The organism is Nonomuraea montanisoli (assembly GCF_013363975.1).
Taxonomy (GTDB): Bacteria; Actinomycetota; Actinomycetes; order Streptosporangiales; family Streptosporangiaceae; genus Nonomuraea; species Nonomuraea montanisoli.
In genome coordinates this window covers 24,823-48,123 of the sequence record NZ_JABWGN010000007.1, presented here as the reverse complement: position 1 = coordinate 48,123, position 23,301 = coordinate 24,823, and the positions used below count along the sequence as shown (strand labels likewise).

General features: G+C 71.9%; 20 protein-coding genes. 12 read left to right on the top strand and 8 right to left on the bottom strand.

The features are described from left to right. Positions 1–202 precede the first annotated feature (202 nt). Both HTZ77_RS18500 and HTZ77_RS18495 read right to left on the bottom strand, forming a co-directional pair. Complete coding sequence (locus HTZ77_RS18500) at positions 203–469, bottom strand: hypothetical protein (protein ID WP_328808645.1); 267 nt, start codon at positions 467–469, stop codon at positions 203–205. A gap of 415 nt (positions 470–884) precedes the next feature. Next, positions 885–1,448: a dihydrofolate reductase family protein gene (locus HTZ77_RS18495; RefSeq protein WP_175590873.1), complete on the bottom strand. Its 564-nt coding sequence runs from the start codon at positions 1,446–1,448 to the stop codon at positions 885–887. Positions 1,449–1,912: 464 nt separating this feature from the next. Between HTZ77_RS18495 and HTZ77_RS18490 the strand changes: the two genes are divergently transcribed. From HTZ77_RS18490 to HTZ77_RS18480, 3 genes are read left to right on the top strand one after another with little or no spacing between them, the layout of a single operon-like run. Then, positions 1,913–2,308, top strand: coding sequence for a hypothetical protein (locus HTZ77_RS18490; protein WP_175590872.1), 396 nt, complete (start codon positions 1,913–1,915; stop codon positions 2,306–2,308). Between the two features lie 17 nt (positions 2,309–2,325). Next, a complete protein-coding gene (locus HTZ77_RS18485) occupies positions 2,326–3,315 on the top strand; it encodes a D-alanine--D-alanine ligase family protein (RefSeq protein ID WP_175590871.1) in 990 nt (329 codons plus the stop codon). Continuing rightward, positions 3,312–3,995: a M15 family metallopeptidase gene (locus HTZ77_RS18480; protein ID WP_175590870.1), complete on the top strand. Its 684-nt coding sequence runs from the start codon at positions 3,312–3,314 to the stop codon at positions 3,993–3,995. Before HTZ77_RS18485 ends, HTZ77_RS18480 begins: the two co-directional genes overlap by 4 nt. Here HTZ77_RS18480 and HTZ77_RS18475 read toward each other — a convergent pair. Then, positions 3,987–4,961 (bottom strand): helix-turn-helix transcriptional regulator, encoded by a 975-nt coding sequence (locus tag HTZ77_RS18475; RefSeq protein ID WP_175590869.1) that lies wholly within the window; start codon positions 4,959–4,961, stop codon positions 3,987–3,989. The genes HTZ77_RS18480 and HTZ77_RS18475 overlap by 9 nt on opposite strands. A 104-nt stretch (positions 4,962–5,065) precedes the next feature. On the opposite strand from HTZ77_RS18475, the gene HTZ77_RS18470 reads away from it, so the two are divergent. Together HTZ77_RS18470 and HTZ77_RS18465 are read left to right on the top strand one after the other, a co-directional pair. Then, positions 5,066–5,461: a RidA family protein gene (locus HTZ77_RS18470; protein WP_175590868.1), complete on the top strand. Its 396-nt coding sequence runs from the start codon at positions 5,066–5,068 to the stop codon at positions 5,459–5,461. A gap of 77 nt (positions 5,462–5,538) precedes the next feature. Next, on the top strand, positions 5,539–6,015 hold the full coding sequence (locus HTZ77_RS18465) for a DUF488 domain-containing protein (protein ID WP_235994886.1): 477 nt from the start codon (positions 5,539–5,541) through the stop codon (positions 6,013–6,015). A gap of 58 nt (positions 6,016–6,073) precedes the next feature. Here the strand turns inward: HTZ77_RS18465 and HTZ77_RS18460 are convergent, their stop codons facing one another. Beyond that, a complete protein-coding gene (locus HTZ77_RS18460; RefSeq protein WP_175590866.1) occupies positions 6,074–7,303 on the bottom strand; it encodes an aminotransferase class V-fold PLP-dependent enzyme in 1,230 nt (409 codons plus the stop codon). Between HTZ77_RS18460 and HTZ77_RS18455 the strand changes: the two genes are divergently transcribed. Then, on the top strand, positions 7,302–8,684 hold the full coding sequence (locus HTZ77_RS18455; RefSeq protein WP_175590865.1) for an aminotransferase-like domain-containing protein: 1,383 nt from the start codon (positions 7,302–7,304) through the stop codon (positions 8,682–8,684). The genes HTZ77_RS18460 and HTZ77_RS18455 overlap by 2 nt on opposite strands. Positions 8,685–8,778: 94 nt before the next feature. Here the strand turns inward: HTZ77_RS18455 and HTZ77_RS47525 are convergent, their stop codons facing one another. Further along, positions 8,779–8,904, bottom strand: coding sequence for a hypothetical protein (locus HTZ77_RS47525; protein WP_268960038.1), 126 nt, complete (start codon positions 8,902–8,904; stop codon positions 8,779–8,781). Between the two features lie 69 nt (positions 8,905–8,973). Continuing rightward, on the bottom strand, positions 8,974–10,203 hold the full coding sequence (locus HTZ77_RS18450) for a serine hydrolase domain-containing protein (RefSeq protein ID WP_175590864.1): 1,230 nt from the start codon (positions 10,201–10,203) through the stop codon (positions 8,974–8,976). Positions 10,204–10,428: 225 nt separating this feature from the next. On the opposite strand from HTZ77_RS18450, the gene HTZ77_RS18445 reads away from it, so the two are divergent. The 3 genes from HTZ77_RS18445 to HTZ77_RS18435 all read left to right on the top strand — a co-directional run bounded on the left by HTZ77_RS18445 (position 10,429) and on the right by HTZ77_RS18435 (position 13,402). Beyond that, a complete protein-coding gene (locus tag HTZ77_RS18445) occupies positions 10,429–11,166 on the top strand; it encodes a GbsR/MarR family transcriptional regulator (RefSeq protein ID WP_175590863.1) in 738 nt (245 codons plus the stop codon). Between the two features lie 195 nt (positions 11,167–11,361). Beyond that, positions 11,362–11,826: a hypothetical protein gene (locus HTZ77_RS18440; RefSeq protein WP_175590862.1), complete on the top strand. Its 465-nt coding sequence runs from the start codon at positions 11,362–11,364 to the stop codon at positions 11,824–11,826. 10 nt (positions 11,827–11,836) lie between these two features. Further along, on the top strand, positions 11,837–13,402 hold the full coding sequence (locus tag HTZ77_RS18435) for a multicopper oxidase family protein (protein WP_175590861.1): 1,566 nt from the start codon (positions 11,837–11,839) through the stop codon (positions 13,400–13,402). A 30-nt stretch (positions 13,403–13,432) separates the two neighbouring features. On the opposite strand, the gene HTZ77_RS18430 is transcribed toward HTZ77_RS18435, so the two are convergent. After that, positions 13,433–16,486: a WD40 repeat domain-containing protein gene (locus HTZ77_RS18430; protein WP_175590860.1), complete on the bottom strand. Its 3,054-nt coding sequence runs from the start codon at positions 16,484–16,486 to the stop codon at positions 13,433–13,435. Positions 16,487–16,554: 68 nt separating this feature from the next. Here HTZ77_RS18430 and HTZ77_RS18425 point away from each other — a divergent pair, with 68 nt between their 5' ends. After that, on the top strand, positions 16,555–17,181 hold the full coding sequence (locus HTZ77_RS18425) for a hypothetical protein (RefSeq protein WP_175590859.1): 627 nt from the start codon (positions 16,555–16,557) through the stop codon (positions 17,179–17,181). Between the two features lie 22 nt (positions 17,182–17,203). Here HTZ77_RS18425 and HTZ77_RS18420 read toward each other — a convergent pair whose 3' ends face one another. Continuing rightward, entirely contained in the window at positions 17,204–17,908 is a 705-nt protein-coding gene (locus tag HTZ77_RS18420) for a class I SAM-dependent methyltransferase (protein ID WP_175590858.1), read from the bottom strand. A 287-nt stretch (positions 17,909–18,195) separates the two neighbouring features. On the opposite strand from HTZ77_RS18420, the gene HTZ77_RS18415 reads away from it, so the two are divergent. Beyond that, positions 18,196–20,070, top strand: a complete 1,875-nt coding sequence (locus tag HTZ77_RS18415) for an adenine nucleotide alpha hydrolase family protein (protein WP_175590857.1) — start codon at positions 18,196–18,198, stop codon at positions 20,068–20,070. 126 nt (positions 20,071–20,196) lie between these two features. Continuing rightward, the gene (locus HTZ77_RS18410; protein WP_175590856.1) at positions 20,197–23,277 is read left to right on the top strand and encodes a BTAD domain-containing putative transcriptional regulator; all 3,081 of its coding nucleotides are present in this window, start codon (positions 20,197–20,199) and stop codon (positions 23,275–23,277) included. The last annotated feature ends 24 nt before the right edge of the window (positions 23,278–23,301 follow it).

The following is a 23,301-nucleotide window of genomic DNA, read 5'->3' as shown; positions in this document are numbered from 1 at the left end:
CCTTGTCCCGGGGCTTGGAGGAACTCCATGCGCTTTCCATGGCTGAGCGCATCTCCCGCCAGACGGATGATCCGGGTTGTACGGTCCGCTGGGTTACGGGGGCTCGGGCAAGGGCATGCTCGCACGCTACAGACCAAGCTGCCGCGCCGCAGAGAAACGCCACTCGACGCCCACGGCGGGCGGTTTCTCATAGCCGGTCGCCTCAGAGGGACTTGACCCAGGAGCGGGCTGCTTTCGCCGGCATGCCGAGTTCGACTTGTACGAGCTGGACTGCTTGCTCTTCATACCCGCGGACCTTGAGCTGGCGGACGCGACCGGTCAGCTCCTCGGCTCTGAACCGGTCGGTGTATCGGAGTACGCGACGCTGCTTGAAGGTCCGGATCACACCCACCATCCACAAGACCAGGCCGCAGAGCAACAGCCCCGGGACAACAAAACCGACGATTTCAAAGAGCGTGAGGTTGGGCACAAGATGATCATAAAGTCGCCGTCGCCGCGAAGGCTTCGGCAGATGTGATCGCCCTGGGTTGCAGTTTGGGTTGCAGTTCCTCGCAGTTCCATCCCGTTGCACCGAGATCGTCGAGACGCATCGGTCCATATGGGACCTCCTGGAACGGACAAGATCCGAGCTGCTAACGCGGTTTGGTGGCAACACCATCCGGGGTTCAAATCTCCGATCCTCCGCTTGGTCCGAAGGCCCTTCCCCGTACAGGGGAAAAGCCTTTTGATGTCTGGGGACTGCGGGTTGCGGCTGCGTGTCAGACGGAGCCTCAGAGACCAGAGAGCTGAGTCCATGCGGTCGCCGGCGTCCCTCATCTGGAGGGTTGCGACATGGGTGTACCGCTCGCGTGACTGCCGCTCGTTGTGCATGTCCGATCGCTGGGTCAGCGGTGTCGCCGGTACAGCAGATAGACGATCCCGTTGCTGGAGGCGGTGCTGGAGACCAGGTCGAGCTGGTAGGACTTGGGGACGCCGTCGAACAGCCGGGTGCCCTCGCCCGCAACGTAGGGGAACATGCTCAGCTGGAGCTCGTCGATCAGGTCGAGCCGCATGAGCGACCGCCAGAGGCTGACGCCGCCCCAAACTACGATGTGGCCGTCGCCGCCCAGCCGGAGCTTGTCGATCTCTTCTGTCGTGTCACCCGCGGCGATAGTGGTGTTGGCCCAGTCGGCCGACTTCAGGGTCCTGGAGAAGACGATCTTGCGTCCGGCGTTCAGGATGCCGGCGAACGGGTGGTCGGTGGACGTCGCCATGCCCGCGGCGATGCTCTCGTAGGCGGTGCGGCCCATGACGTGGGCGTACGCGCTCTGGAGAAAGTCGAGGTGCGCCCGGTCGTCGGGCTCACTGTTTTCGGGCAGGTCGAAGCAGAACTTCCAAAACTCGGTGCCCTCGTCGGCGAGAAGGCCGTCGAGGGAGTAGTTGAACACTGTCGCTATCAGCTTCCGCATGATCAGAACTCCGTGGTCTCGGGTCGTCTGGGGACCATGTGCGTGTCCCAGGCCACAACGCTCACGTGGCCGCGGCGTCTGTGGCCTGTCGCTCATGCTTTAGACGACACTGCCGCCCGAAATTCATCGGCGCCCGGTCTGCCAGCGGAGTCCAAGGGCCTCGCCTCGGCGGATGCCGAGCGCCACCGGCCAGTGGGTGCCGTTCCCCTTCGCCGTGATCGCCTTCGAGCAGGGCTCCGGTCGTGCCGCGACACCTCGATGCGTCTGCCGAGTGTCGCAAGATCGCCGATTCCTCTATAATGGCGGAAGATTTCACTATAGAGAAACGAGGGCGTTCATATTCGAGTCACGCGAAGAACCGGCGTGCGGGCCGGATCCACGGATTCAGGCACGGGGTGTGCACGCCGGCTCCCCGTCCGGCTGTCTTACCGGGCATTCCTGAGGCTTTGAAGGACTGTCGTGCATTGACCTATATCCCTCTTGTTCTGGTGAGCCATGGATCACCGGCTGAGTGCCACGCGTTCCATGTCGTCGACAGCGTCACCTTCGAGACGGTGATCCGCCGCAAAGGCCGTCTGGTCACGGCCGCCCATGTCGCCCTCGTCGACCCCCACCCGGTCTTCGGCAAGCAGGCGATCATCGCCGCACTCCATCTGCGCAACGCCGGAATGACGGCGATCGTCGGTGACCCGACGCTGGTGCCCGGCGATCTCGTCCGGTCGCTCCACGCCTACATGGCCAAAGCATGGGCCGACGCGGTGCCCATCCAGACGGACGTCCTCGTCCTGGAGGACGCCATGCACTTCTATGACGACCTCCACGCGATCATCCGAGAGTTCGAAAGTGAGACAGTCCGATGACTCCGCCCAGGAAACCCATGCGCGTGGCGGTGCTCTTCGGCGGCATCAGCGCGGAGCGAGACGTCTCGGTGGCCAGCGCCGCGCAGATCATGTCCGCCCTGATCGGGCTCGGGCATCGCGTGGAGGCCTTCGACCTCGCCAAGGGCAGACTCAGCCCGGCCGACGTGGAACGCGTGATGCGGGCCAAGGTGGCACCGGTGCCACCCGACCCGGTCAGGCTGCCCACCGCGGCACTCGCCCCCAGGCTGGTGGAGGAACTGCTGGGCGTGGACGTGGTCTTCCTCGCCCTGCACGGAGGGGCCGGTGAGGACGGCGTCGTCCAGGCCGTCCTCGACTCGGCCGGCCTGCCCTACACCGGCAGCGGGCACCTCGCCAGCGCCGTCGCGATGGACAAGGACATCGCCAAACGACTGCTGCGCGCCTCGGGGATCCCCACACCGCAATGGGTCCTCCTGCGGCCTGGCGCCGATCCCGGCGACATCGCCTTCGACGGCCCCGTCATCGTCAAACCCAACGCCCAGGGATCCTCGATCGGCTTGACCCTCGTCAAAGGCCGGAAGGATCTGGACGATGCCGTACGCACCGCCCGCCTGCGTGATGCGGACGTGCTGGTCGAGCGGTTCGTGCCGGGACGCGAATTCGTGGTCGGCGTCCTGGACGCAAGCCCGCTGGCCGTGGGCGAGATCAGGACGCAAAGCCGCGAGATCTTCGACTACGCGGCCAAATACCAGGCCGGCGGAGCGTTGGAGATCTTCCCCGCGGACATCCCCGCCGCCGTGGACAAGGAGTTGCGGGACCTGGCCGTGCGCGCGCACGACAGTCTCAGGCTGGGCGCCTACAGCAGGGTGGATTTCCGGATGGACCACAAGGGCGGCATCTGGTGCCTGGAGGCCAACACCCTTCCCGGGATGACCGCCACCAGCCTCTTCCCGCAGTCGGCGCAGGCGGCCGGCATCTCCTTCCCCGAGCTGTGCGAGCGCATCTGCCGGCTGGCGGCACGCTCATGACGGCGGCCGAGTTCGAGCACGTCACCCTCCGGGAGAACGGGGATCCGCTGACGGATCTGACGCGCTATCCGTTCGAATGCCACCCCTCCTACTTCCACCGCGGCCTGTCGCCGACGAACGCGATGTTCGCCCGGCAGGCGGTCGCCGAACTGCTGGTCGACATCCAGCGGGCGTTGGCGCCGCTGACGTTCAAGATATGGGACGGTTACCGCCCCAGACGCGTGCAGCGCACCATCTTCGACGACCATCTCGCCACCCTGCGGACGCGCCATCCGGACGCCAGCGAAGACGAGCTGCGCAAGAAGGCGGAGGTCTTCGTCACCGACCCCGGGAGCTCGCGGCGCATCCCTCCGCACGCCACCGGAGGAGCCGTGGATCTGACCCTGCTCGACGCACACGGGCGCGAACTCGACATGGGCACGCCGTATGACCATTTCGGGCCGGAGTCAGCCGCCCTCTACTTCGAGGACAACGCACGGAACCCGGCCGTCCGGAACAACCGGCGGATACTGCGGGACGCGATGACGGGCGCCGGTTTCCGGTGCGACGCCGATGAATGGTGGCACTTCGATTTCGGCAACCAGATCTGGGCCGCGCACCACGGCGCGCCGGCCGCATGTTACGGCGAGATCGAGGACTTCGACCCCACGATCTGGAGCGTGGTGAAACGCTCAGGATGACGGTCCGTAGCGCGTGACGAGCGCGGCGGCGCGGTCGCGCAGGGAGTCGCGCAGCCACGGCGGGGACAGGGCTTCCGCGTTCGTGGCGAGCTGCCACAGCGCCCATGCGGCATGCCTCGGATCTTGGAAGGTCACCTCCATCCGCAGCCAGCCGTCCGATTCGGCTTCTTCGGCGAGGACGGCCAGCGCGGTGCCCACCAGGTCCTCCCGCCGCGCCGGATTCAGCCGCACCAGTACGGTGACCTGGTCGCCGCCGGCCCGGAACCGTGTGCTGCGTTCCTGCCAGGCCCGGTCCAGATCGACCCGGTCCGGTCGCTGTGCGGGTTCGGGCAGCTCCTCGGCGGCCAGGACCCGGGACAGCCGGTACGTGCGGTCCGCGCCGGACCTCGTGGCCAACAGGTAGCCCTGGTCGCGTACGGTGACCAGGCCGATCGGATCCACCGTGCGCCATTTCGGGGTCTGCCCCACGGCCGCGTAGTGGATCTGCAGCTTGTGTCCGGTGAACACCGCGCGCAGGATCTCGGCCGCCACGGCGTCAGGCACTTCCTCAGCCGCCAGCCGACGCGAGAGCAGGTCGGTCTCCGGGTCGATGAGCAATCGCTCGGCCGCGCCGGCCGCGGTGGCCCGATAGCTCTCGGGCAGCGCGTCGACCACCTTGAGCATCGCCGAAGCGAGCGCCGAGCCGAGGCCGAATGCCTGCGCGCCGCGCCGCGATCCGGCGACCAGCAGGGCGAGGGCCTCGTCGGGGTTCAGTCCGGTGAGCTCGGTACGGAAGCCGGGCAACAACGCGAAACCGCCGTGCCGGCCGCGTTCGGCGTAGACCGGGACACCGGCTGCGGACAGCGCCTCGATGTCGCGCAGCACGGTGCGGGTGGACACCTCCAGCTCGCGGGCCAGGGCGGCCGCGGACAGCCGGCCGTGCTGCCGCAGCAGCAGCACCAGCGAGACCAGCCGGTCGGCGCGCATGCGAGAAATCTACCGAAATACACGACACAGGATGTCGTGATTTGTTGGGAGGCTCATCAGCGCGATCAACAGACGAATCACCTGCGAACGGAGCTGATGAGGCAATGGAGCGAACGGCGGTCAACCCGTGGGCGTGGTCGGTGGAGATGGGGTACAACCAGGGTGAGGTCGTCTCCGGGCACACCCGCACCCTGTACTGCTCCGGACAGACCGCGATGAGCGGTGACGGCAAGCCCCAGCATGCCGATGACATGGCGGCGCAGTTGGCGCTGAGCCTCGACAACCTGGAGGCCGTGCTCGGCGAGGCCGGCATGTCCCTCGCGAACCTCGTCCGGCTCAACGTCTACACCACCGACGTCGATCGGCTCTTCGAGCACTACGGCGTGCTGGCGGCGCGGCTGGGCGCCGCCGGGGTGGCGCCGTCCACCACGATGCTCGGGGTGACCCGGCTGGCGATCCCCGACCTGATGGTCGAGCTTGAGGGGACCGCCGTCGCGTGACGCGACCTCGCCGCCTCCGGCAGGGCTGCCGGAGGCGGCACGAGCAGGAGACAGGTGGGTGATTTCGGGTGCTCAGAATGGTGACCATCGGCGTCTACGGCTTCGACGGTGAGTCCTTCCTGCGACGACTGCGGCACGCGGACGTCCGTCTGCTGCTCGACGTACGCCAGCGCCGCGGTGTCCGTGGACCCGAGTACGCCTGGGCGAACTCTCGCCGGCTGCAGGCGGCCCTCGCCGAGGCCGGGATCGCCTACGAGCACCACCTGGAGCTCGCCCCGACCACCGATTTACGCCGGCTCCAGTACGCCGAGGACGACCGTCTCGGGGTCGGCAAGCGCTCGCGCCGCGAGCTCGCCGCCGAGTACGCCCGCCGCTACACCGCCGAGATCCTCGACCGAGCCGACCTCACGCCGATCGTGTCGGCGCTGCCGAGCGGCGGGACCGCGGCGCTGCTCTGCGTCGAGCGCGACCCGGAGGCGTGCCACCGCTCGTTGATCGCCCGGCGGCTGACCGAGCGGCACGACGTCGCGTTCGAGCACCTGCGCCCGCCGTGACGCGTGACTTCCGGGGTGCGCTCCGGGGAGGTGGCCGTTGTGGGGAGCCGAGGCACGGTCATCGGGGCCCGTGCTGGGCCAGCTCGGCGACCATCGCCGCCACCGTGTCCACCTCCTCCTCGGTGTTGTAGTAGTGCGGCGACAGGCGCAGCGCCCACTCGACGTCCTTGTCGGCGAAGTCGTACTGGGCGAACTCGCGGAAGCTCAGCGCGGAGTTGACGCCGCGGGCGTCCATGGCCGCCTTGAACGGCTCCGGGCGCCAGCCCTGCACGTCGAAGGTGACCAGCGCGGCCAGTTCCGGCCCTCGGTCCAGGACCCGTACCCCGGGAATCGCGGCCAGGTGGTCGCGCAGGCGCGCCGCCAGCGCGGGGGTGCGCCGGGAGATGCGCTCCAGCCCGACCCGCAGGGCGTAGCGCGTGGCCGCCGCGCAGCCCAGCAGGGTGGAGTACGGGAACTCCCACTCCTCGAACCGGGCGGCGCCGCGCACCGGCTCGTAGCGGTCGCCCGCGACCCAGCGCGCGCCGTACATGTCGATGAACAACGGCTCGTATCCCTGGGTGAGCACCCGGTCGGAGACGTACAGGAATCCCGACCCGCGCGGCCCGCGCAGGAACTTGCGGCAGGTGGCGGTGAGCAGGTCGCAGCCGATGTCCTCGACGTCGAGCGGGTACTGCCCGGCTGATTGGCAGGCGTCCACCAGGTAGAGCAGGTCGAGTTCCCGGCAGTGGCGGCCGATCTCGGCGACCGGCTGGACCAGGCCGGAGTTGGTGGGCACGTGCGTGGCGGCCACCAGCCTCGGGCGCCTGGCGCGCATGAGCGCCGCCATGGCGGCCACGTCCACGCCGTTCCCGTCGGGCAGGTCGGGCGCGTGCACGATCTCCACGCCGAACCTCTTGCGCAGCGCCAGGAAGGCGATCTGGTTGGAGATGAAGTCGTTGCGGGTGGTCAGGATGACGTCGCCGGGCTCGAAGGGGATGGCCGACAGCGCCTTGCTGTAGCCGTGGGTGGCGCTGCCCGCGAACGCGACGTTCTCGGGACGGCAGCCGATGAGGTCGGCGATCGCGGCGTAGAAGTCCCGCACCTGGACCTTGCGGGCGGCAGCAGCCTCGTAACCGCCGATCGACGCCTCCAGCTCCAGGTGGTCGATCATCGCCTGGAGAGCCGGCTTGGGCAGCAGACCACAGCCGGCGTTGTTGAAGTGGATGACCGACTCGCAGGCGGGTGCGTCCGCCCGCAGAGCGTGGAGCGTTTCCGCGTCGAAGTCAATAACGTTACTCTGGTCTCTCATGCACGAGAGTAACACTATCGAGCAGCTCGCAGCGAGGCTCCGGACGGAGATCTCCGGCCTCCCGCCGGGCGCCCGGCTGCCCAGCGCCCGCGAGCTGGTGCGCCGCCACGGTGTGAGCCCGGTGACGGTGACCCGCGCCTTCGCGCTCCTGTCGGCCGAGGGCGCCGTGGTGACCCGTCCCGGGAGCGGTACGTTCGTCGCGCCCCGCCGGAGCCGGTCCGGCGCGGCGTCCGCCGACACCTCGTGGCAGGCGGTGGCCCTGGGGGATCGCAGCATCGACACGGCGTCGGTGCGCCACCTGCTCGGGCCGCCCCCGCCCGGCTCCACCACGATGTCCGGGGGATATCCGCACCATTCGCTCCTTCCGGTACGGGCTCTGGCCGCGGCGATGGCCAGGGCCGCACGCCGTCCCGATGCCTGGGACCGCGCCCCCGTCGAAGGGCTGGCGCCGCTGCGCGCGGTCTTCGCCCGCACCGCCGGAGTGGATCCCGACGACGTCCTGATCACCGGCGGGGGCCAGAGCGCGCTGTCGATGGCATTCCGCGCCATCGCCGCGCCCGGCCATCAGGTGCTGGTGGAATCGCCCACGTACCCCGGAGCCCTGTCGGCCGCCCGCGCCGCCGGCCTGCGCCCGGTGCCGGTGCCCATGGACGCCGACGGCCTGCGCCCTGACCTGCTGGCCGAGACCTTCGCCATGACCGGCGCCCGCCTGCTGTACTGCCAGCCGACGTTCCACAACCCCACCGGCGCGGTGCTGCCACCCGAACGACGCCGTCAGGTGGTCGACGTGGCCCGCGCGAGCGGCGCCTTCGTCCTGGAGGACGACTTCGCCCGCCTGCTCGGCCACGGCGGGCCGCCTCCCCCGCCGCTGGTCACCGACGACCGCGACGGCACCGTGGTGTACGTGACGTCGCTCACGAAGGCGGCCTCGCCCAGCCTGCGCGTCGGCGCACTGGTGGCCCGCGGCCCCGTCATGGCCAGGCTGCGCGCGATGCGGCTGGTCGACGACTTCTTCATCGCCCGCCCCCTGCAGGAGGCCGCGCTTGAGCTGACCAGCTCGCCGGCCTGGGACCGGCACCTGCGGGCGCTGGGGGGCGCGCTGCGGGAGCGCTGCGCCGCTCTCGCCGCGGCGCTCGCCGAACATGTGCCGCAGTGGCAGGTGGCTCGCGTCCCCGCGGGTGGACTGCACCTGTGGGCTGAGACCGGCCGCGCGCACGACGCCGCCGAGGTGGCCAGGCGGCACGGTGTGGCCGTCGACCCGGGTCAGGACTTCTTCGCCGCCGAGGCGCCGGGCGCCTTCGTCCGGCTGAGCTTCGCCGCCGTGGCCGACCCGAGCGAACTCATCGACGGTGCGCGCCGCCTGGGGGCGGCCATCGGCTGAGGGTTGGGGGCCACCCCAGGGGGCCGAGAAAAGCACGCGTCCACTCGCCAGAACCAGTCCGCGAGAAGCCTCCGCGTGCGCAGAACAACCCCTTTCACTCAAGCCGGCGTTTCTCATGCCTTATCGCCAGCCGGATCACCCAGTAGAGGATGAAGAAGAACAATGCGGGCGGAATGGCCCACATCGCCAGGATCATGATCTCGGGTAATCCGATCGCCATCCCAGTCCTCCGTCCGGAGAAACCAGCATGCCTGACGGAGGAGTGCGGGTCCATCCGATCCCCGGGGCGTCAGTCCTCGATCGCCTGGTAGAGCGTGGTCCAGAAGTCGTGGATGAGCCGCATCGAATCCGGGGTGGACGCGCCGACCTGGGTGAGCAGGATCCCGGTCAGCCGCTTGGCCGGGTCGGCGTAGGTCGCCGAGCCGCTTCCTCCGTCCCAGCCGAACTGGCCCACCGAGGCGTAGTCGCCGCGGTAGGTGCGCACCGCCATCCCCAGACCCCAGCCGCCGTGCTGGCCCTGGCCGTGCGAGATGTGGACGTTGTCGCGGGCCATGGCGTCGCGGGCGGCGTTCTGCTCGGGGGTCAGGCGGTTGGTGGTCATCAGCTCGACCGCCGGCCGCGACAGGATCCGAGCGCCGCCGTGCGTCCCGCCGTTGAGCAGCATCCGGAAGTAGGCGTGGTAGTCGTCGGCGGTGGAGACCAGCCCGCCGCCGCCTCCGGGGAACACCGGAGGCAGGTTCCAGCGTCCGCCCTTGGCCTCGTCCCACACCAGGAACTCCCCAGTCTGCGGGTCGGGGGCGTACAGGGGCGGCAGCCGGTCGAGCTTGTCGTCGGGCACGTGGAAGGCGGTGTCCTTCATCCCGAGCGGGTCGAAGATGCGCTCGCGCAGGAACGTCTCGAACGACTGGCCGCTGACCCTGGCCACCAGCACGCCGATCAGGTCGTTGCTGAGGTGGTACTGCCAGTGCTGTCCGGGCTGGTGCATCAGCGGGAGCTCACCGAGGCGGCGCATCCACTCGTCCGGCTCGGGCATCGGCGTCGGCAGGTTGGGGGTGAGCCCGCGCGCGAAGACCTCGTTCATGATCGGGGTGCCCAGCGACGTCATGTCCATGCCGAGCCCGAAGGTGGAGGTCAGCACGTCCCGCACGGTGATCGGCCGCCGGGCCGGCACGGTGTCGTCCAGCGGCCCGTCGATGCGCCTGAGCACCTGCCGGTCGGCCAGTTCGGGCAGCCACTCCTGCACCGGGTCGTCCAGCCGCAGCCGGCACTCGTCCAGCAGGACCATCGCGGCCGCGATCGAGACCGGCTTGGAGGTGGAGGCCATCCGGAAGATCGTGTCCCGGCGCATCGGCGCGCCACCGTCATGCCGCATCGTGCCGATGGCCTCGACGTGCGTCTCGTCATCCCGGCTGAACAGGGCGACAAGTCCGGGAATCTTCCCCGAATCGACGTGCCGTGCCAGCACCTCACGCAGCCTGTCCAGCCCGGCCTCGGAGAAGCCGCTGTTGCCGTGTCCCATCACGCATCTCCCTGTTCGCAAATCTCTGAACGACTGCGACAGTACATTGCGTTTAGAGAATGGTCAACGCGCAAAGACGAGCCGTTCATGCTGGAGAAGGCGATTCACTCGGGCCGCTTTGCAATGAGCGTGATACTGAATGCAATGGGCGTGCATTGCAATGGGGTCCGGGTGAATGCATACTGTGAGCGTGTGCGCGGCAGAGCAGACAGGAGACGAGCACCGATGCCCGGAGGCAGACTCAGCACCGAGGACCGTCAGCTCATCGCTGCCGGGCTGGCCGAGGGACTCGGATACGCGGAGATCGGCCGGCGTCTCGGACGGCCCGCGTCGACCATCATGCGGGAGGTGACCCGCAACGGCGGACCCGACGATTACGGAGCCGACCAGGCGCAGGAGGCCACGCGGCACCGGGCGCGCCGACAGAAGCAGGCCCAGCCTCCGGCGCCGCCCGTCCCCGACGGCGGCCATGGGCGCGACCCCCGGGCGGTGCAGGACTTCACGGAGTCCTTCACCGCTCTCCTCGTCCAGCAGGGCCTGCCCCGGATGGAGGCCAGGGTGCTGGCCTGCCTGTACATCACCGACTCCGGCGCTCTCACTGCCGCCGACCTGGTCCAGCGGCTTCGCGTCAGCCCTGCGTCGATCTCGCACGCGGTCGCGTTCCTCGAACAGCAGGGAATGCTCCGCCGCGAACGGGTTCCGGGGGCGCGGCGCGAACGCTATGTCGCCGACGACGAGATCTGGCTCCGGTCCATCCTCGCGGCTCTGCAGATGAACGGCGCCCTGGCGGCCGCGTCGCGGCGCGGAGCCGAGATTCTCGGGGTCACGACCCCGGCGGGCGCCCGCTTCGGTTCCTCCGCCAAGCTCCTTCTCCTCGTCGACAAGGCATTCCGCCAGGTCATGGAGGAGTGGCAGCAGAGCCAGGCCGAACGGGCCCGCCCAGAGGCGCCTCCGGGCGCCTGATCGTCGGACGGATCGACGTACGAGCAGCTCAGCCCGGCCCCGTCGCGGAGCGTTGCAACTCATTCACAAGAGTTCGCCAAGTCGGTTTGCCTACCTTCGCCGGTAGAGGCACCAGCGTGCGCGCGGACGCACGCTGACCGGAGCAGGAGGGGATCGCATGGCCCGCAACGCAAGCCCCAGGGTGGGGAGTCCGGCATGAGAATCGTCTACAAGGTTCTGGCCTACCTCGTCGCGATCGAGGTCGCCGTGCAGGCGTCGGTGATGGTCTTCGGCGATGCCGGCCTCGGCAAATGGGTCGGGCAGGGCGGCGTGCTCGACAAGACGGTCATGGAGAGCGAGGCGTCCCCGTTCCCCGAGGTCATCGGCTTCATGGTGCACGGCATCAACGGGATGATGGTCATCCCGGTGATCGCGCTGCTGCTCCTGATCTCCTCGTTCTTCGCGCGGGTGCCGGGAGCGGTCAAGGCGGCCGGGCTGGTGCTGCTGCTCGTCGCGGTCCAGGTGACGCTCGGCCTGTTCGGCCACGACATCCCCGCGCTGGGCGCCCTGCACGGCATCAACGCGCTGCTGCTGTTCACCTCGGCCCTGTACGCGGCGCGCCGTGACCGGGGCGTGGCCGTGGCCGCCCCGGCGGAGCCGCGTCTCGGGACCGCGGGCTGACGCATCCCGCATGAAGGACACTCATCGTCGTGGCGCCCGCCTCCGGCTCGCCGTCGCGGGCGCCGCGACCATCGCCGTGCTCGGCCCCTTGGTATGGCTCTGGCAGGACAGCCTGATGCCGGCGGCGTACTCCGTCATGGACATGGGGTACGCGGACTACGGGGGCGGCCCCTCGCCGCGCCCGCCGAGCCACGCGACCGGCTCGGGCCACGGCTCCCACCTCACGACGGCCGCACAAGGACACACCGAACACACCGGACACACTGGCCACACCGCGACGGCGCGCAGTGTCACGTCGCTGACCGCCGACCGCGACCGCACGGCCGACGTCGCGCTCACCCTCGTCGCACGCGCGCAGCGGTTCCGGCTGCCCACCGGCCGTTCCGTCGACGGGTACACGCTGAACGGCACGTCCCCCGGCCCTGCCATCCACGCCACGGTCGGGCAACTGGTGGAGGTCCGGCTCGTCAACGAGTCGGTGCCCGGCGGCATCACGCTGCACTGGCACGGCGTCGACGTCCCCAACGCCGAGGACGGGGTGGCCGGCGTGACCCAGGACGCGGTCGGCACGGGCCGGTCGCACACCTACCGCTTCGTCGCGGGCCAGGCGGGCACGTTCTGGTACCACTCCCACCAGGTGTCGCACGAGCAGGTCCGCCGGGGTCTGCTCGGGGCGCTGGTGGTCGCCCCGGCGCGGCGGCCGCCCACCGGGACGGTCGACGTCGTGGCGCTGCTGCACCTGTACGACGGAGCCCGCACGGTCAACGGCCGGGAGGGCGACGTCCGCGTGGCGGCGCGTCCCGGCGACAAGGTCCGGGTCCGCGTGATCAACACGGAGAACGGCGAGACGCCGGCCTGGGTCGGCGGCGCGCCGTTCCGGCTCGTGGCGGTGGACGGCACCGAGGTGAACGAGCCCGCCCCCGTGCGCGACGCCACCGTGATGGTCACCGCCGGAGGCCGCGCCGACATCGAGGTGACCATGCCCGCGGACGGATCGCCGGTGCGGGTGCACATCGGCGGCCCCGGCGGCGTCGTGCTCGGTTCGCGATCGTACGACGCGCCGCCCGCGCCCCGGCCGGCGAAGAAGCTGGACCTGCTCTCCTACGGCGCGCCGGAACCCGTCGGCTTCGACGCCGAACGGGCCGATCGCCGCTTCACCTACGAGATCGGGCGCCGGCCGGGCTTCCTGGACGGGATGCCGGGGGTCTGGTGGACCGTCAACGGCCACATGTTCCCCGACGTGCCGATGTTCATGGTCGCCGAGCACGACGTCGTACGGATGCGCGTCTCCAACCACAGCGGCGAGTCGCACCCCATGCACCTGCACGGCCACCACGCCGTCGTGCTGAGCAGGAACGGCGTGCGGGCGACCGGGAGCCCGTGGTGGATGGACTCCCTGGAGGTCGGCAACGGCGAGTCGTACGACATCGCCTTCGTCGCCGACAACCCCGGCATCTGGATGGACCACTGCCACAACCTGCCGCACGCGGCCGAGGGGCTGGTCGCTCATCTGATGTACGAGGGGGTCACCACGCCGTTCACCGTGGGCGGCGAGGCCGCGAACGAGCCGGAGTGAGCCCGCCCGCGCCCACCGGGGAGCGCCCGCTCACCAGACGTCCACGTCCACGCCGATCGTGATGATCCGCAGGGCGCTGCGCGCGACCCAGGTGCGCGCGTCGCTGCCCAGCCCGCCGTACTTGTCGGGCTCGCGCGTCCAGGGCAGCAGGTCGAGCACGGCGCTGATGTGGCCGTACTCCGCCGCCTTCCGGGCCACGCCCCAGGACTCGCGAAGCCTGGCCGCTTTGGAAAGGCTCGCGAGCCCGGCGTGCCGGGTGGCGAGGTCGGCGAGCTGGGCGGCGGTCGGACCGGTGGACCTGCCCTCGGCCGCGATCCGTTCGGCCTCCGGCAGGTGGTCCTCGACCCAGGCCCGCCTGATGTCGCCCCACAGCCGGAGCAGGTCCGGCTGCCCGTAGGCGGTGAGCGCGCGAGCCGCCGCCCAGTCGTGGAACCAGCACCGGTCTGGACTGCCCCGCTCCTCGATCAACTCACGCACCAGCTCGGTCTCACCCCGCCTGAGCAGGCAGACCAGCCAGGGCACGCCGGCGTCCAGACCTCCCGGCGTGCCCACGCCCTCGTCCAGCACGACGCGGGCCTCCTGTTCCCGGCCGCACTCGGCGAGCGCCCAGACCAGCGGCAGGCGGGCTCCCCAGTTCGAACGGTGGGCGTCGGCGAGCTCGCGCGCGGAGGCGAACCACCGCTCCGAGCGCTCCTCCTGGCCCAGGACCGCGCAGGCCCCGGCGATCGCCGCCAGGTCCGCCGCGCGGTTCACATCCTTGAACCAGTCGCCGGTGGGACGGTCGGCGGCGCCGGGCTCGTGGTCGGCGCGGGGGAAGACGGCGGCGGCCTCGGCGCCGAACCCGGCCGCGCCGAGCACGAGGGCGACCCGCGCGAGGTGTCCGAGCCGTCGCGGGTGTTCCGGCATCGCGAGGGCCAGGTTCCGGGCCTCGGCGGCCTCGCCGCGCCTCGCGTGGATCATCGCGAGCTGCTGGAGCGTGCCGGTGATCCACTCACCGAGGACGACCGAGTCCCGGGCGGCCAGGTCGACGAGCGTGCCCCGGACCACGGTGACCAGGTCGGCGACGGTGGCGGTGTCGGGCGGCGGCCACGTCCCCGCCGTCTCCGCCGTGCTGCCGCGTCCCCGGAACGGCGCCAGCAGCCCCTCGGTCACCCGGGAGGCCGCCCCCACCCCCGCGTGAGCGGGATCGGGGAAGACCTTCTGCTCGCCCCAGCGGAACGGCCAGGCGAAGCGGCGGGCGACGGACCAGCAGAGCCGGGCGTCGAGCTCCGCGAGGTCGTCCCGGCCGGGCGGCGCGATGACCGTGCCGTCCTCGAACGCCACCGCCCAGGTGTCCGCGTCCAGCGCGAACGTCGGGTCGAGCCGGAGCCGGTCACCGAGGTCGCGGCCGGCGAGCAGGAGCGGGCGGCGGGCGGGCGGGGTGTGGTGGAAGGAGTGGTCGGCCACGATCTCGCCGGTCTCGGGGCGCAGGAAGCGTACGGCGTGCGAGCCGATCGCGATCAGCACGTCGTCGGCGGCCCATTCCAGGCCGAAGCCGTGGTCGCAGCCGTTGACCGTGCGCCGGACGCCGTCCAGGACGCGCAGCCGTTCCGGACGTTCGCCGAGCGACCAGACCTCGATCCGGCCCTCGGCGGTGACGCAGGCGGCCCGCTCGCCGTCCGGCGACCACGCCCACGACCGGGCGTCCCAGCCGCGCGGGTCGGAGGTGGCCGCCTGAACGCGGAGGTCGTGGCGGTGCTCGCCGGCCGTCCCGTCGATGATCCCGACGGTGCCGCCCGCCGGATCGACCACCGCCAGCCGTCCGCCCGGCCCCCAGCACAGGAGGTCGGCGCCGGGGTAGCCCGCGAGCTCCGCCGTCGTCTCCCCCGTCAGCGCGTCGGCGATGACGAGCTTCCCGTCGCGCTGGTGGGCCAGGAGCCGTTCGTCCGGACTCCACTCGGGCGGGGCCGCGTCCTGATCCTCCTCCAGGCGCAGCATCCAGGTGAGCTGCCGTTTCTCCACGTCGAGGGAGACCGCCGCGTACTCCTCGCGCACCTCCCCGTAGACGCGGGAGCCGTCGCGCGACCAGAACGCCCGGCCGAGGCTGGGCGGGGACTCGTCACCCCAGCTCTCGGGCAGGGACCCGCCGAACTCGATCGGCGCCGTGCCCTCCGGGTGGGCGTCCGGCGGCCCGGCGACCGAGCCCTCGTGCATCGCCACGATGACGTCGCCCAGGATCTCCGACTCGCCGCCGTGGACGAGCGCGCGCCTGCCGTCGGGGGCGAAGGCCATGCCCAGCGGCCTGCCGGAGGCCAGGAAGAACGCGTCGGCGAGCGGCTCGCGGGCGGTCCCGAAGGGGTCCCAGACGCCGGTCGCGTTGATGTCGTACTCCAGCGCGATGCGCGTGCCGTCCGCCGACCACTGGATGCTGCGCGCGTAGCCGTCGAAGCCGATGCCGCCCATGACGCCGTCGATCGCGTGGACGCAGCGGCCGGTGGCGACCTCGAAGATCTGCAGGACGCCGCCCCGGTCGTAGTCGTCGCCGGTCCGGCTTCCGACCGCGAGGTGGCGGCCGTCCGGGCTGAGCGCGTGGCCGTTCAGCTCGCTGTGGTGCACGTCGGAGTGGCGCAGCAGCACGCCCGTACCCCCAGCCGTGTTCGCGTCGCGGAGCCGGGCGGTCGCGAGGCGATGCGCGTCGGTGACGCCGTGGGCGCGTTCCAGGGCCTGGAGGGCGTCCCGCAGCGGCACGGTGTCGCGCTCCGGGACGAACGCGGACCAGTCGGCGTTCCGCAGCACGTCGAGCGCCTCGCCGGGGCCCATCCGCCCGTCAGGAACGCCGGCGAAGGGCGGTGACGGCGGCGGAGTGCCGGGCTCGCGGCCTTCGAGCACGGCCACCAGCGCGTCCTCGTCGAGGATCGGAACGCCGCGCACCGCCGCCGGACCCGCCTTGGCCCCCGACTTCGCCCCGGCGAAGACCAGGTCCGTCCTCGCCGAGACGGACGCGGTCACCTTCGCGCCCAACGCCTCCAGACCGCGCTTGGCCTCGTCCTTCGACACCCGCCCGAACCGCCCGGCCAGGACGACCTGCCTGCCATGGATGATCATGCCGAGCGACCGTATCGGGAATGACCGACACTTCGCCCGCGTGTTGCCGTGATCTACACTCGTCGCCCATGCGCCTGAAGATGATCTCCACGCTGCTGGCCGTCTACGCGATCACGGCAGCGCCGGAATTCCTGCGGGACGAGTGGCGGATCATCGTGCAGCCGGCGACGGACGACGCGGTGGAGGTCTACTACCAGCCCGTGTCCCCCGTGATGCTCCGGTCGTACGAGGGCATCGGGCCGTTCCTGCGCGGCCTGGAGGCCGCCGAGCGGCGGGCCAGGACCTACCCGTACGATCTCGCCCCGCCGTACGTCCTGCACGAGCCGTACCGGCTCGTCGCCCCCTACGTCACCGCGCGGGGGCGCGAGCTCGCCGCCCCGCCGATCTCGGGGGTGAACCGCTCGGACGGGAAGTCCGTCCCCTACACGATCTTTCCCCGGGTACGGCCCGCGGAGAACAGCCAGGCCGCGCTGACCGCGCTGATGCAGGACGGTGCAGGCGCCATCGACGAACCCGAGGTCTTCGGCATGGGCATCGAACCGGAACTCAACCGGGCGTCGTCGAGACGGACATCCTGGACCAGGACCTCCGCCGCAGACTGTCCGCGCGTCATGGGGGGCTCGTCACCATCAAGTGGGACCCCTTCGCCCAACCCGCTCGCCTCCTGCTCGGCCCAGGGGCTCAGGAAGACGTGAGGGCGTCAGGCGAGGAGAGCCTTCAGGCGAGCCGCCACGCGAGCAGCCCCCCGGGCGCGTCGGCCTGGACGAAACCGGCCCCCTCCAACTCCCCCTGGATCGTCTCCCGGACGGGACGGTAGGCGTGGCCGACGACCTCCTGCTCCTCGATCATCTTGTCGCCCTGCACGACCTGGTACACATACCGGGTCTTGCACGACTCGTCGTCCGACTCCAGGATCTCCGACGAGACCCGGTAGGTGTGGCGGCCCACCCGGCGCGAGGTCAGTTCCCGCATGGGGCGCGGCCCGGGAGCGCCACCGGGCCGCCAGGTGAAGACCAGGAGCCCGCCCGGCTCCAGATGGGACGCCAGCACGGGCCAGAGCCGCCCGCGATAGCCGGGCTCCAGCGCGTACATCACGTTGATCATCACCATGGCCTCGACCGGCTCGTCCAGGTCGAGGCCCAGCGCGTCGTACGGGAGCACGGTGACCCGTTCGAGCAGCTCCGGGCAGTCGCTCAGGCGGGAGAGCAGCATCGCGCGCATCCCGGCCGAGGGCTCCAGGGCGAAGACCTCAGCCGGTGTCCACGCGGCCAGCGACGTGGTGATCAGGCCGGTGCCCGCGCCGATCTCCAGGATGCTCCGCCGCACTCCGGCGAGGAGCGGGGGCAGCTTCTCGCGGATGACCGGTACGTGCCCGTCTTCCTGGAAGAGGTCGTAGAAGGGGAGGGAGACGAAGTCGTTCATGGCGGGCAACGGTAGCCCGCGGCGTCACCCGCCGTAGTCGAAGGTGATCGCGTACGGCTTGAAGAACTCGTGCGTGAAGTCGGGGTGCGGTCGGGTCCGCCCGCCGGGGCGATCGAGGGCGGGCGCAGGGCAAGGCGACTGCCGTCCCTGTTCAACAGGCATAAGCCCGCGGGCGTGAACGTGATCGCGGATCAAGGCGGAGTAAAGGGTGTAGGCCATCGAAAGGACACCCACCGCATGACCGCTCCACCGAACGCCGCCGCCCGTCCCGTCCCCGGGAGGTGGCATTGCGCGTCCATCTAGCGCTGGCGGCCAGGCGCGCGGGCGTGCCGTTGCCGTCCGTGGTGCTGGAGGCGGCGCGTGAGGCGATCACGCGCGCCTTCCCGGTGCCGGCCGCGACCGTGACCGCGAGCGGATGGCGGTCGGCCGCCGGCGACACGGCGTTGTTGTCCTGGTCCAACGAGCCCGAGGGGCACGGGCCGCCCACGCTGAGCTCGGGGGCCGGCCGGGTGGCGGGCCTGACCGGGCATCTGGCCGATCCGGGCGACGTGGACCGGCTGCTGGCCGCGGCCGGGCTGGGGGAGGCCGTCGTCCGTACCGGCGGGGTGTTCTCGCTCTTCCGGGCCGGTGAGGGGCAGGTCGGCGCGGCCACGGGGCTCACCCGCGCGTGCCCGGTCTTCTACGCCGAGACCGCGGACGTCCACGTGGTGGGCAGCCGGGCGTTGCTCGTCCACCTCGCCGCCCGGGCGGCCGAGACGGCGTCGCGCCGGCCCGAGATCGTCTGGGACCTGCCCGCGCTGGAGTCGATGGTGAGGACGGGGTACTTCCTCTCCGACGAGACGCCGTTCCGCGGGGTCGGCGCGTTGCCGTGCGCGGCCGAGATCACGATCTCGGCGGGCCGGCGCGTCATCACCGTGAGCCCGCCCCCGGAACCGCGGGCGGCGCCCACCTCCAGGCGCGCGGCGCGCGCCCACGTCGACGAGCTGGCCGACGCGCTACTCGCCGCCGTGCGCCCGCTGCGGGACACCGCGGAACCGGTACGTCTGTCGCTCACCGGGGGCCGCGACAGCCGTCTCCTCGCCGCGCTGCTGTACAAGGCGGGCATCCCCTTCGTGACCGCGACCTCCGGGCACGACGACAGCCCTGACGTGGTGCTCGCCGGGCGCGTCGCGGAGGCGCTCGGCGTGCGGCACAGCGTCTCCCGGCCGAAACGCTCCGCGGGCGGGACCGAGCTGATCGTGCCGCATCCGCGCGTGCGCACCCACAACACGCTGTTCGCCTGCGAGGGGATGATCTCGGCGTACGAGAACATCCCCGGCGGCACACGGTACGACCCGACGCCGCGGATGTCCGGCCACGGCGGGGAGGTCCTGCGCGGCGGTTTCCTGCAGAACCAGGCCGATCCGGACCCGAAGGCCATCAGGCGCAGGGTGGACGCCCTCTTCGGCAGGAACGCCGACGTGCTGACGAGGGCGGGCAGGGAGCACGCCCATGCCGTGGCGTCCCCGTGGCAGGAACGCTGTCGCGAGGACGGCCCCGGCGCGCTCGACCACCTGTACCTGGCGTACCGGGTGGGCCGCTGGCACGCCGCCTCCCGCGCGTCGCTGCTGCGCGCGCAGAACCCCGTCCCGCCGTTCCTCGACAATCTGGTCGTACGGACCGCGCTGAGCATGGACCCGCTGTGGCGGCGCTCCGAGGCGCTGATCCACGGGGTGATCGGCGCCTTCGCGCCCCAACTGCGCGACGTCCCCGTGGAGGGCCGCCCCTGGCGCTTCACGACCGAGGCCCGCGACCCCACGCCGGCGGAACGGCTGCGGCTGCGGCTCCGGCTGCCGGTCCGTAGGGAGGCCGCTCCTGAGCCCGGCGCTCCCGTCCCCGCCGGCAAGCCGTGGAACTGGCGGCTGGATCCGTCGCCGGAACTGCTCGGCCTGATGCGCGCGGGCATCGTGGAGGCGCACGGGGCGCTGAAGGGGGACGGGCTCGCGGCCGTCGTGGACGAGGCGCACATCGTCGGCGGCGAAGCGCCCGGCGCCCGGATGGACGTCCTGTGGCACCTGTACACGGTCTCGGTCATGCTGACGGACGCCTTCGCCTCCCCCGCCCCGCCCGACCTCCCCTCGCTGGGCGTCCCCATCCCGCGGCCGCCGTCCACAGGACGCTGACACGGCCGGGCCCTTGTCGACAGAGCGGCGGCTCCGTCCACAGGCCGCTGCGGCGTCCGGGCCTTTGTCCACAGGGTGGCGCCGGTCCGATGCGTTCCGGTCGGCGCACCCGGCAGAATCAGCGGCGTGCAGTTCGGAATTCTCGGGCCCCTTGAGGTGCGCACGGCCGGGGGCGAGACGGTAGCCGTCGGCGGGCCACGCCCTCGGGCGCTGCTCGCGTTGCTGATGCTCGACGCCGGGCATCTCGTCAGCGTGGAGCGGCTCATCGACGGCCAGTACGGCGACGACCCGCCCGCCGGGGCGGCCAACGCCATCCAGACCCACGTCTCCAGGCTGCGCCGCAACCTGCCGGCCGGGCTGGTCGAGTTCCACGGCGCCGGCTACCTCCTGGCGGTCGACCGGGAGGACGTCGACGCCCACCGGTTCGAGCGGCTGGCCCGCGAGGGCCGCGAGTCGCTGGCAGCCGGGCAGCACGAGCGGGCCGCCCGGCTGCTGACCGAGGCGCTGGCGCTGTGGCGCGGGCCCGCGCTGGCCGACGTGGCCGACGCGCCGTTCGCCCAGCCGCAGGCGGCTCGCCTGGAGGAGGCGCGGCTCGCGGCCAGGGAGGACCTCGCGGAGGCCGAGCTGGCCCTGCCCGGCGGCGCCCCGGTCGCGGAGCTGCGCGACCTGGTCGCGGCCCATCCGCTGCGCGAGCGCCCGCGCGGCCTGCTCATGCGGGCGTTGCACGCCTCCGGGCAGCAGGCGGCCGCGCTGGCCGTCTACGACGAGACACGCCGGCTGCTGGCCGACGAGCTGGGCGCCGATCCGGCGCCGGAGCTGGCGGAGCTGCACCTGGCGATCCTGCGCGGCGAGGAGCACCGGGAGCAGGCCCCGAGGCGGCGGCTGCCCGCTCCGCTCAACCAGCTCATCGGCCGGGAGGAGGAGCTGGCCAGGATCGCCGCGCTCGGCGACGCCCGGCTGGTCACGATCATCGGTCCCGGCGGCACCGGCAAGACCCGCCTGGCCGTCGAGGCCGCCCACCGTGCGGGTCCCGGGCGTGAGGCCGGGTTCGCCGATTTGTCGCCGGTGGACGACGGGTCGCAGGCGCCGCTGGCCGTGCTCGGCGCGCTCGGGCTGCGCGAGGCGGGCCTGCAGGCGCCGGCGGCGGGCCGTCCCGACCCGGTCGACCGCCTCGTCGCCGCGCTCGCCGACCAGCCGCTGCTGCTCGTCCTCGACAACTGCGAGCACGTGATCGCCGCCGCGGCCGAGCTGGCCCGGCGGTTGCTGGACGCCTGCCCCGGCCTCACGATCCTGGCCACCAGCCGGGAGCCGCTGGGGCTCACCGGTGAGGCGCTCGTCCCCCTCGCCCCGCTCGCCGTGCCGCCGCCGGGCACCGACCCGGCCGACGCGCTCTCCTATCCCGCCGTACGCCTGTTCGCCGAGCGGGCCGCGGCCGTCCGGCCCGGGTTCACGATCGGCCCGGAGGTCGCCGAGATCTGCGCCACGCTGGACGGCCTGCCTCTGGCCATCGAGCTGGCCGCGGCCCGGCTGCGCACGTTCACCGGGCCCGAGATCGCCGCCCGGCTCAACGAGCACGGCCGTTTCAAGCTGCTCTCCCGCGGCGACCGCACGGCGGCGGCCCGGCACCGCACCCTCCACGCGGTGGTCGAGTGGAGCTGGAGCCTGCTCAGCCCCGAGGAGCGGGAGGCCGCCAGGCGGTTCTCGGTGTTCGCGGGGGGCGCGTCGCTGGAGGCGGCCGAGAGCGTCTGCGGTGACGGCGACGTGCTGGCCGACCTGGTCGACAAGTCCCTCGTCGAGGCCGACGGCGGGCGCTACCGCATGCTCGACACCATCCGCCTGTTCTGCGCCGAACGGCTCGCCGAGGCGGGAGACCAGCGGCAGGCACGCGACGCGCACGCCGCCTGGTATCTCGACCTGGCGCGGCGTGCCGACCCGTGGCTGCGCCGGGCCGAGCAGCTCGACTGGCTGGCCACGCTCTCCGCCGAGCACGACAATCTGCAGGCCGCGCTCCGGCACTCCGTCCAGGACGACCCGGAGACGGCGTCACGGCTGGTCGGGGCGCTGGCGGCGTACTGGTGGCTGAGCGGGCGGCGCGGCGAGATCACCTCCTCCGTGGTGCGGCTGCTCGACCGGACCGGCGGTGAGCCGCTGGAGGGGTTGGAGGAGGAGTACGTCCTGTGCGTGCTGCTGGCCGTACGCGACCTGCCGCCCGAGCGGTGGGCACGGGCGGCGGAGATCATGAGATCGATCGACCGCGAGCTGCGCCACCCGTTCCTGGCCGTGCTGTGGGGCATGACGGCGGGCCCCGTCGACTCGGCGACGATCCAGGGGCGGGGGCGGCTGCTCGACTCCGATCCGTGGAGCCAGGCCGTGTTCATGCTCGGCGAGGCGCTGATCGCCTTGTTGCAGGGCCGGCCAGGCGAAGGCGAGCGCCGGCTGGAGGAGACACTGGCGCGCTTCCGCGGCCTCGGCGAGCGCTGGGGCATGGCGCAGGCCCTCGAATGGCTTGCGATGATCGCGAGCTGGCGCGGCGACTGGGCGGGAGCGAGACGGTTCTGGGCGCAGGCCCTCGACCTGCACGGGCAGTTCGGCTCGGCGGACGAGCAGATGGACGTGCTGTGCCGCAGGGCGGCGGGGCTGGTGCGGGAGGGTGACCTGGCCGGGGCCCGCGCCGACCTCGAACAGGCCACCGAGCTGGCCCGGCGGACGGGCATGTCCGGCTCGGTGCCGGCACTCGAACTGGGATGGGGCGACCTGGCCCGCTTCTCCGGCGACCTCGACGAGGCCCGGGCCCGCTACACGGCGACGCTGGAGTCCGCCGTCTCGGGGGCGTACGTGACCGAGGGCATGAGGCCGTTCGCCCACACCGCGCTCGGGCGGCTGGCCGAGGCCGAGGGCGACCTGGCGGAGGCCGGGCGCCGGCACGCCGAGGCGCTGCGGCTGGCGCGCGGGGCGGTGTACACGGACGTGGCCGACGTCGCCGAGGGCCTGGCGGGGCCGGCGCTGCTCGAAGGGGCGGCCGAGCGGGCGGCGTACCTGCTCGGGGTGGGCGCCGCGCTGCGCGGCACCACGATCACCGGCGACCGCGACGTCGCCAGGGTGGCGGCCGGGGTCACGGGGTTCCTGGGGGCCGAGGCGTTCGCCGCGCACTTCGCCAAGGGCGCCGCGCTGAGCCAGGAGGAGGCGCTGTCCGCCCTCTTCGACTGACCGGGCCATGCTGTCCGGCTTGGT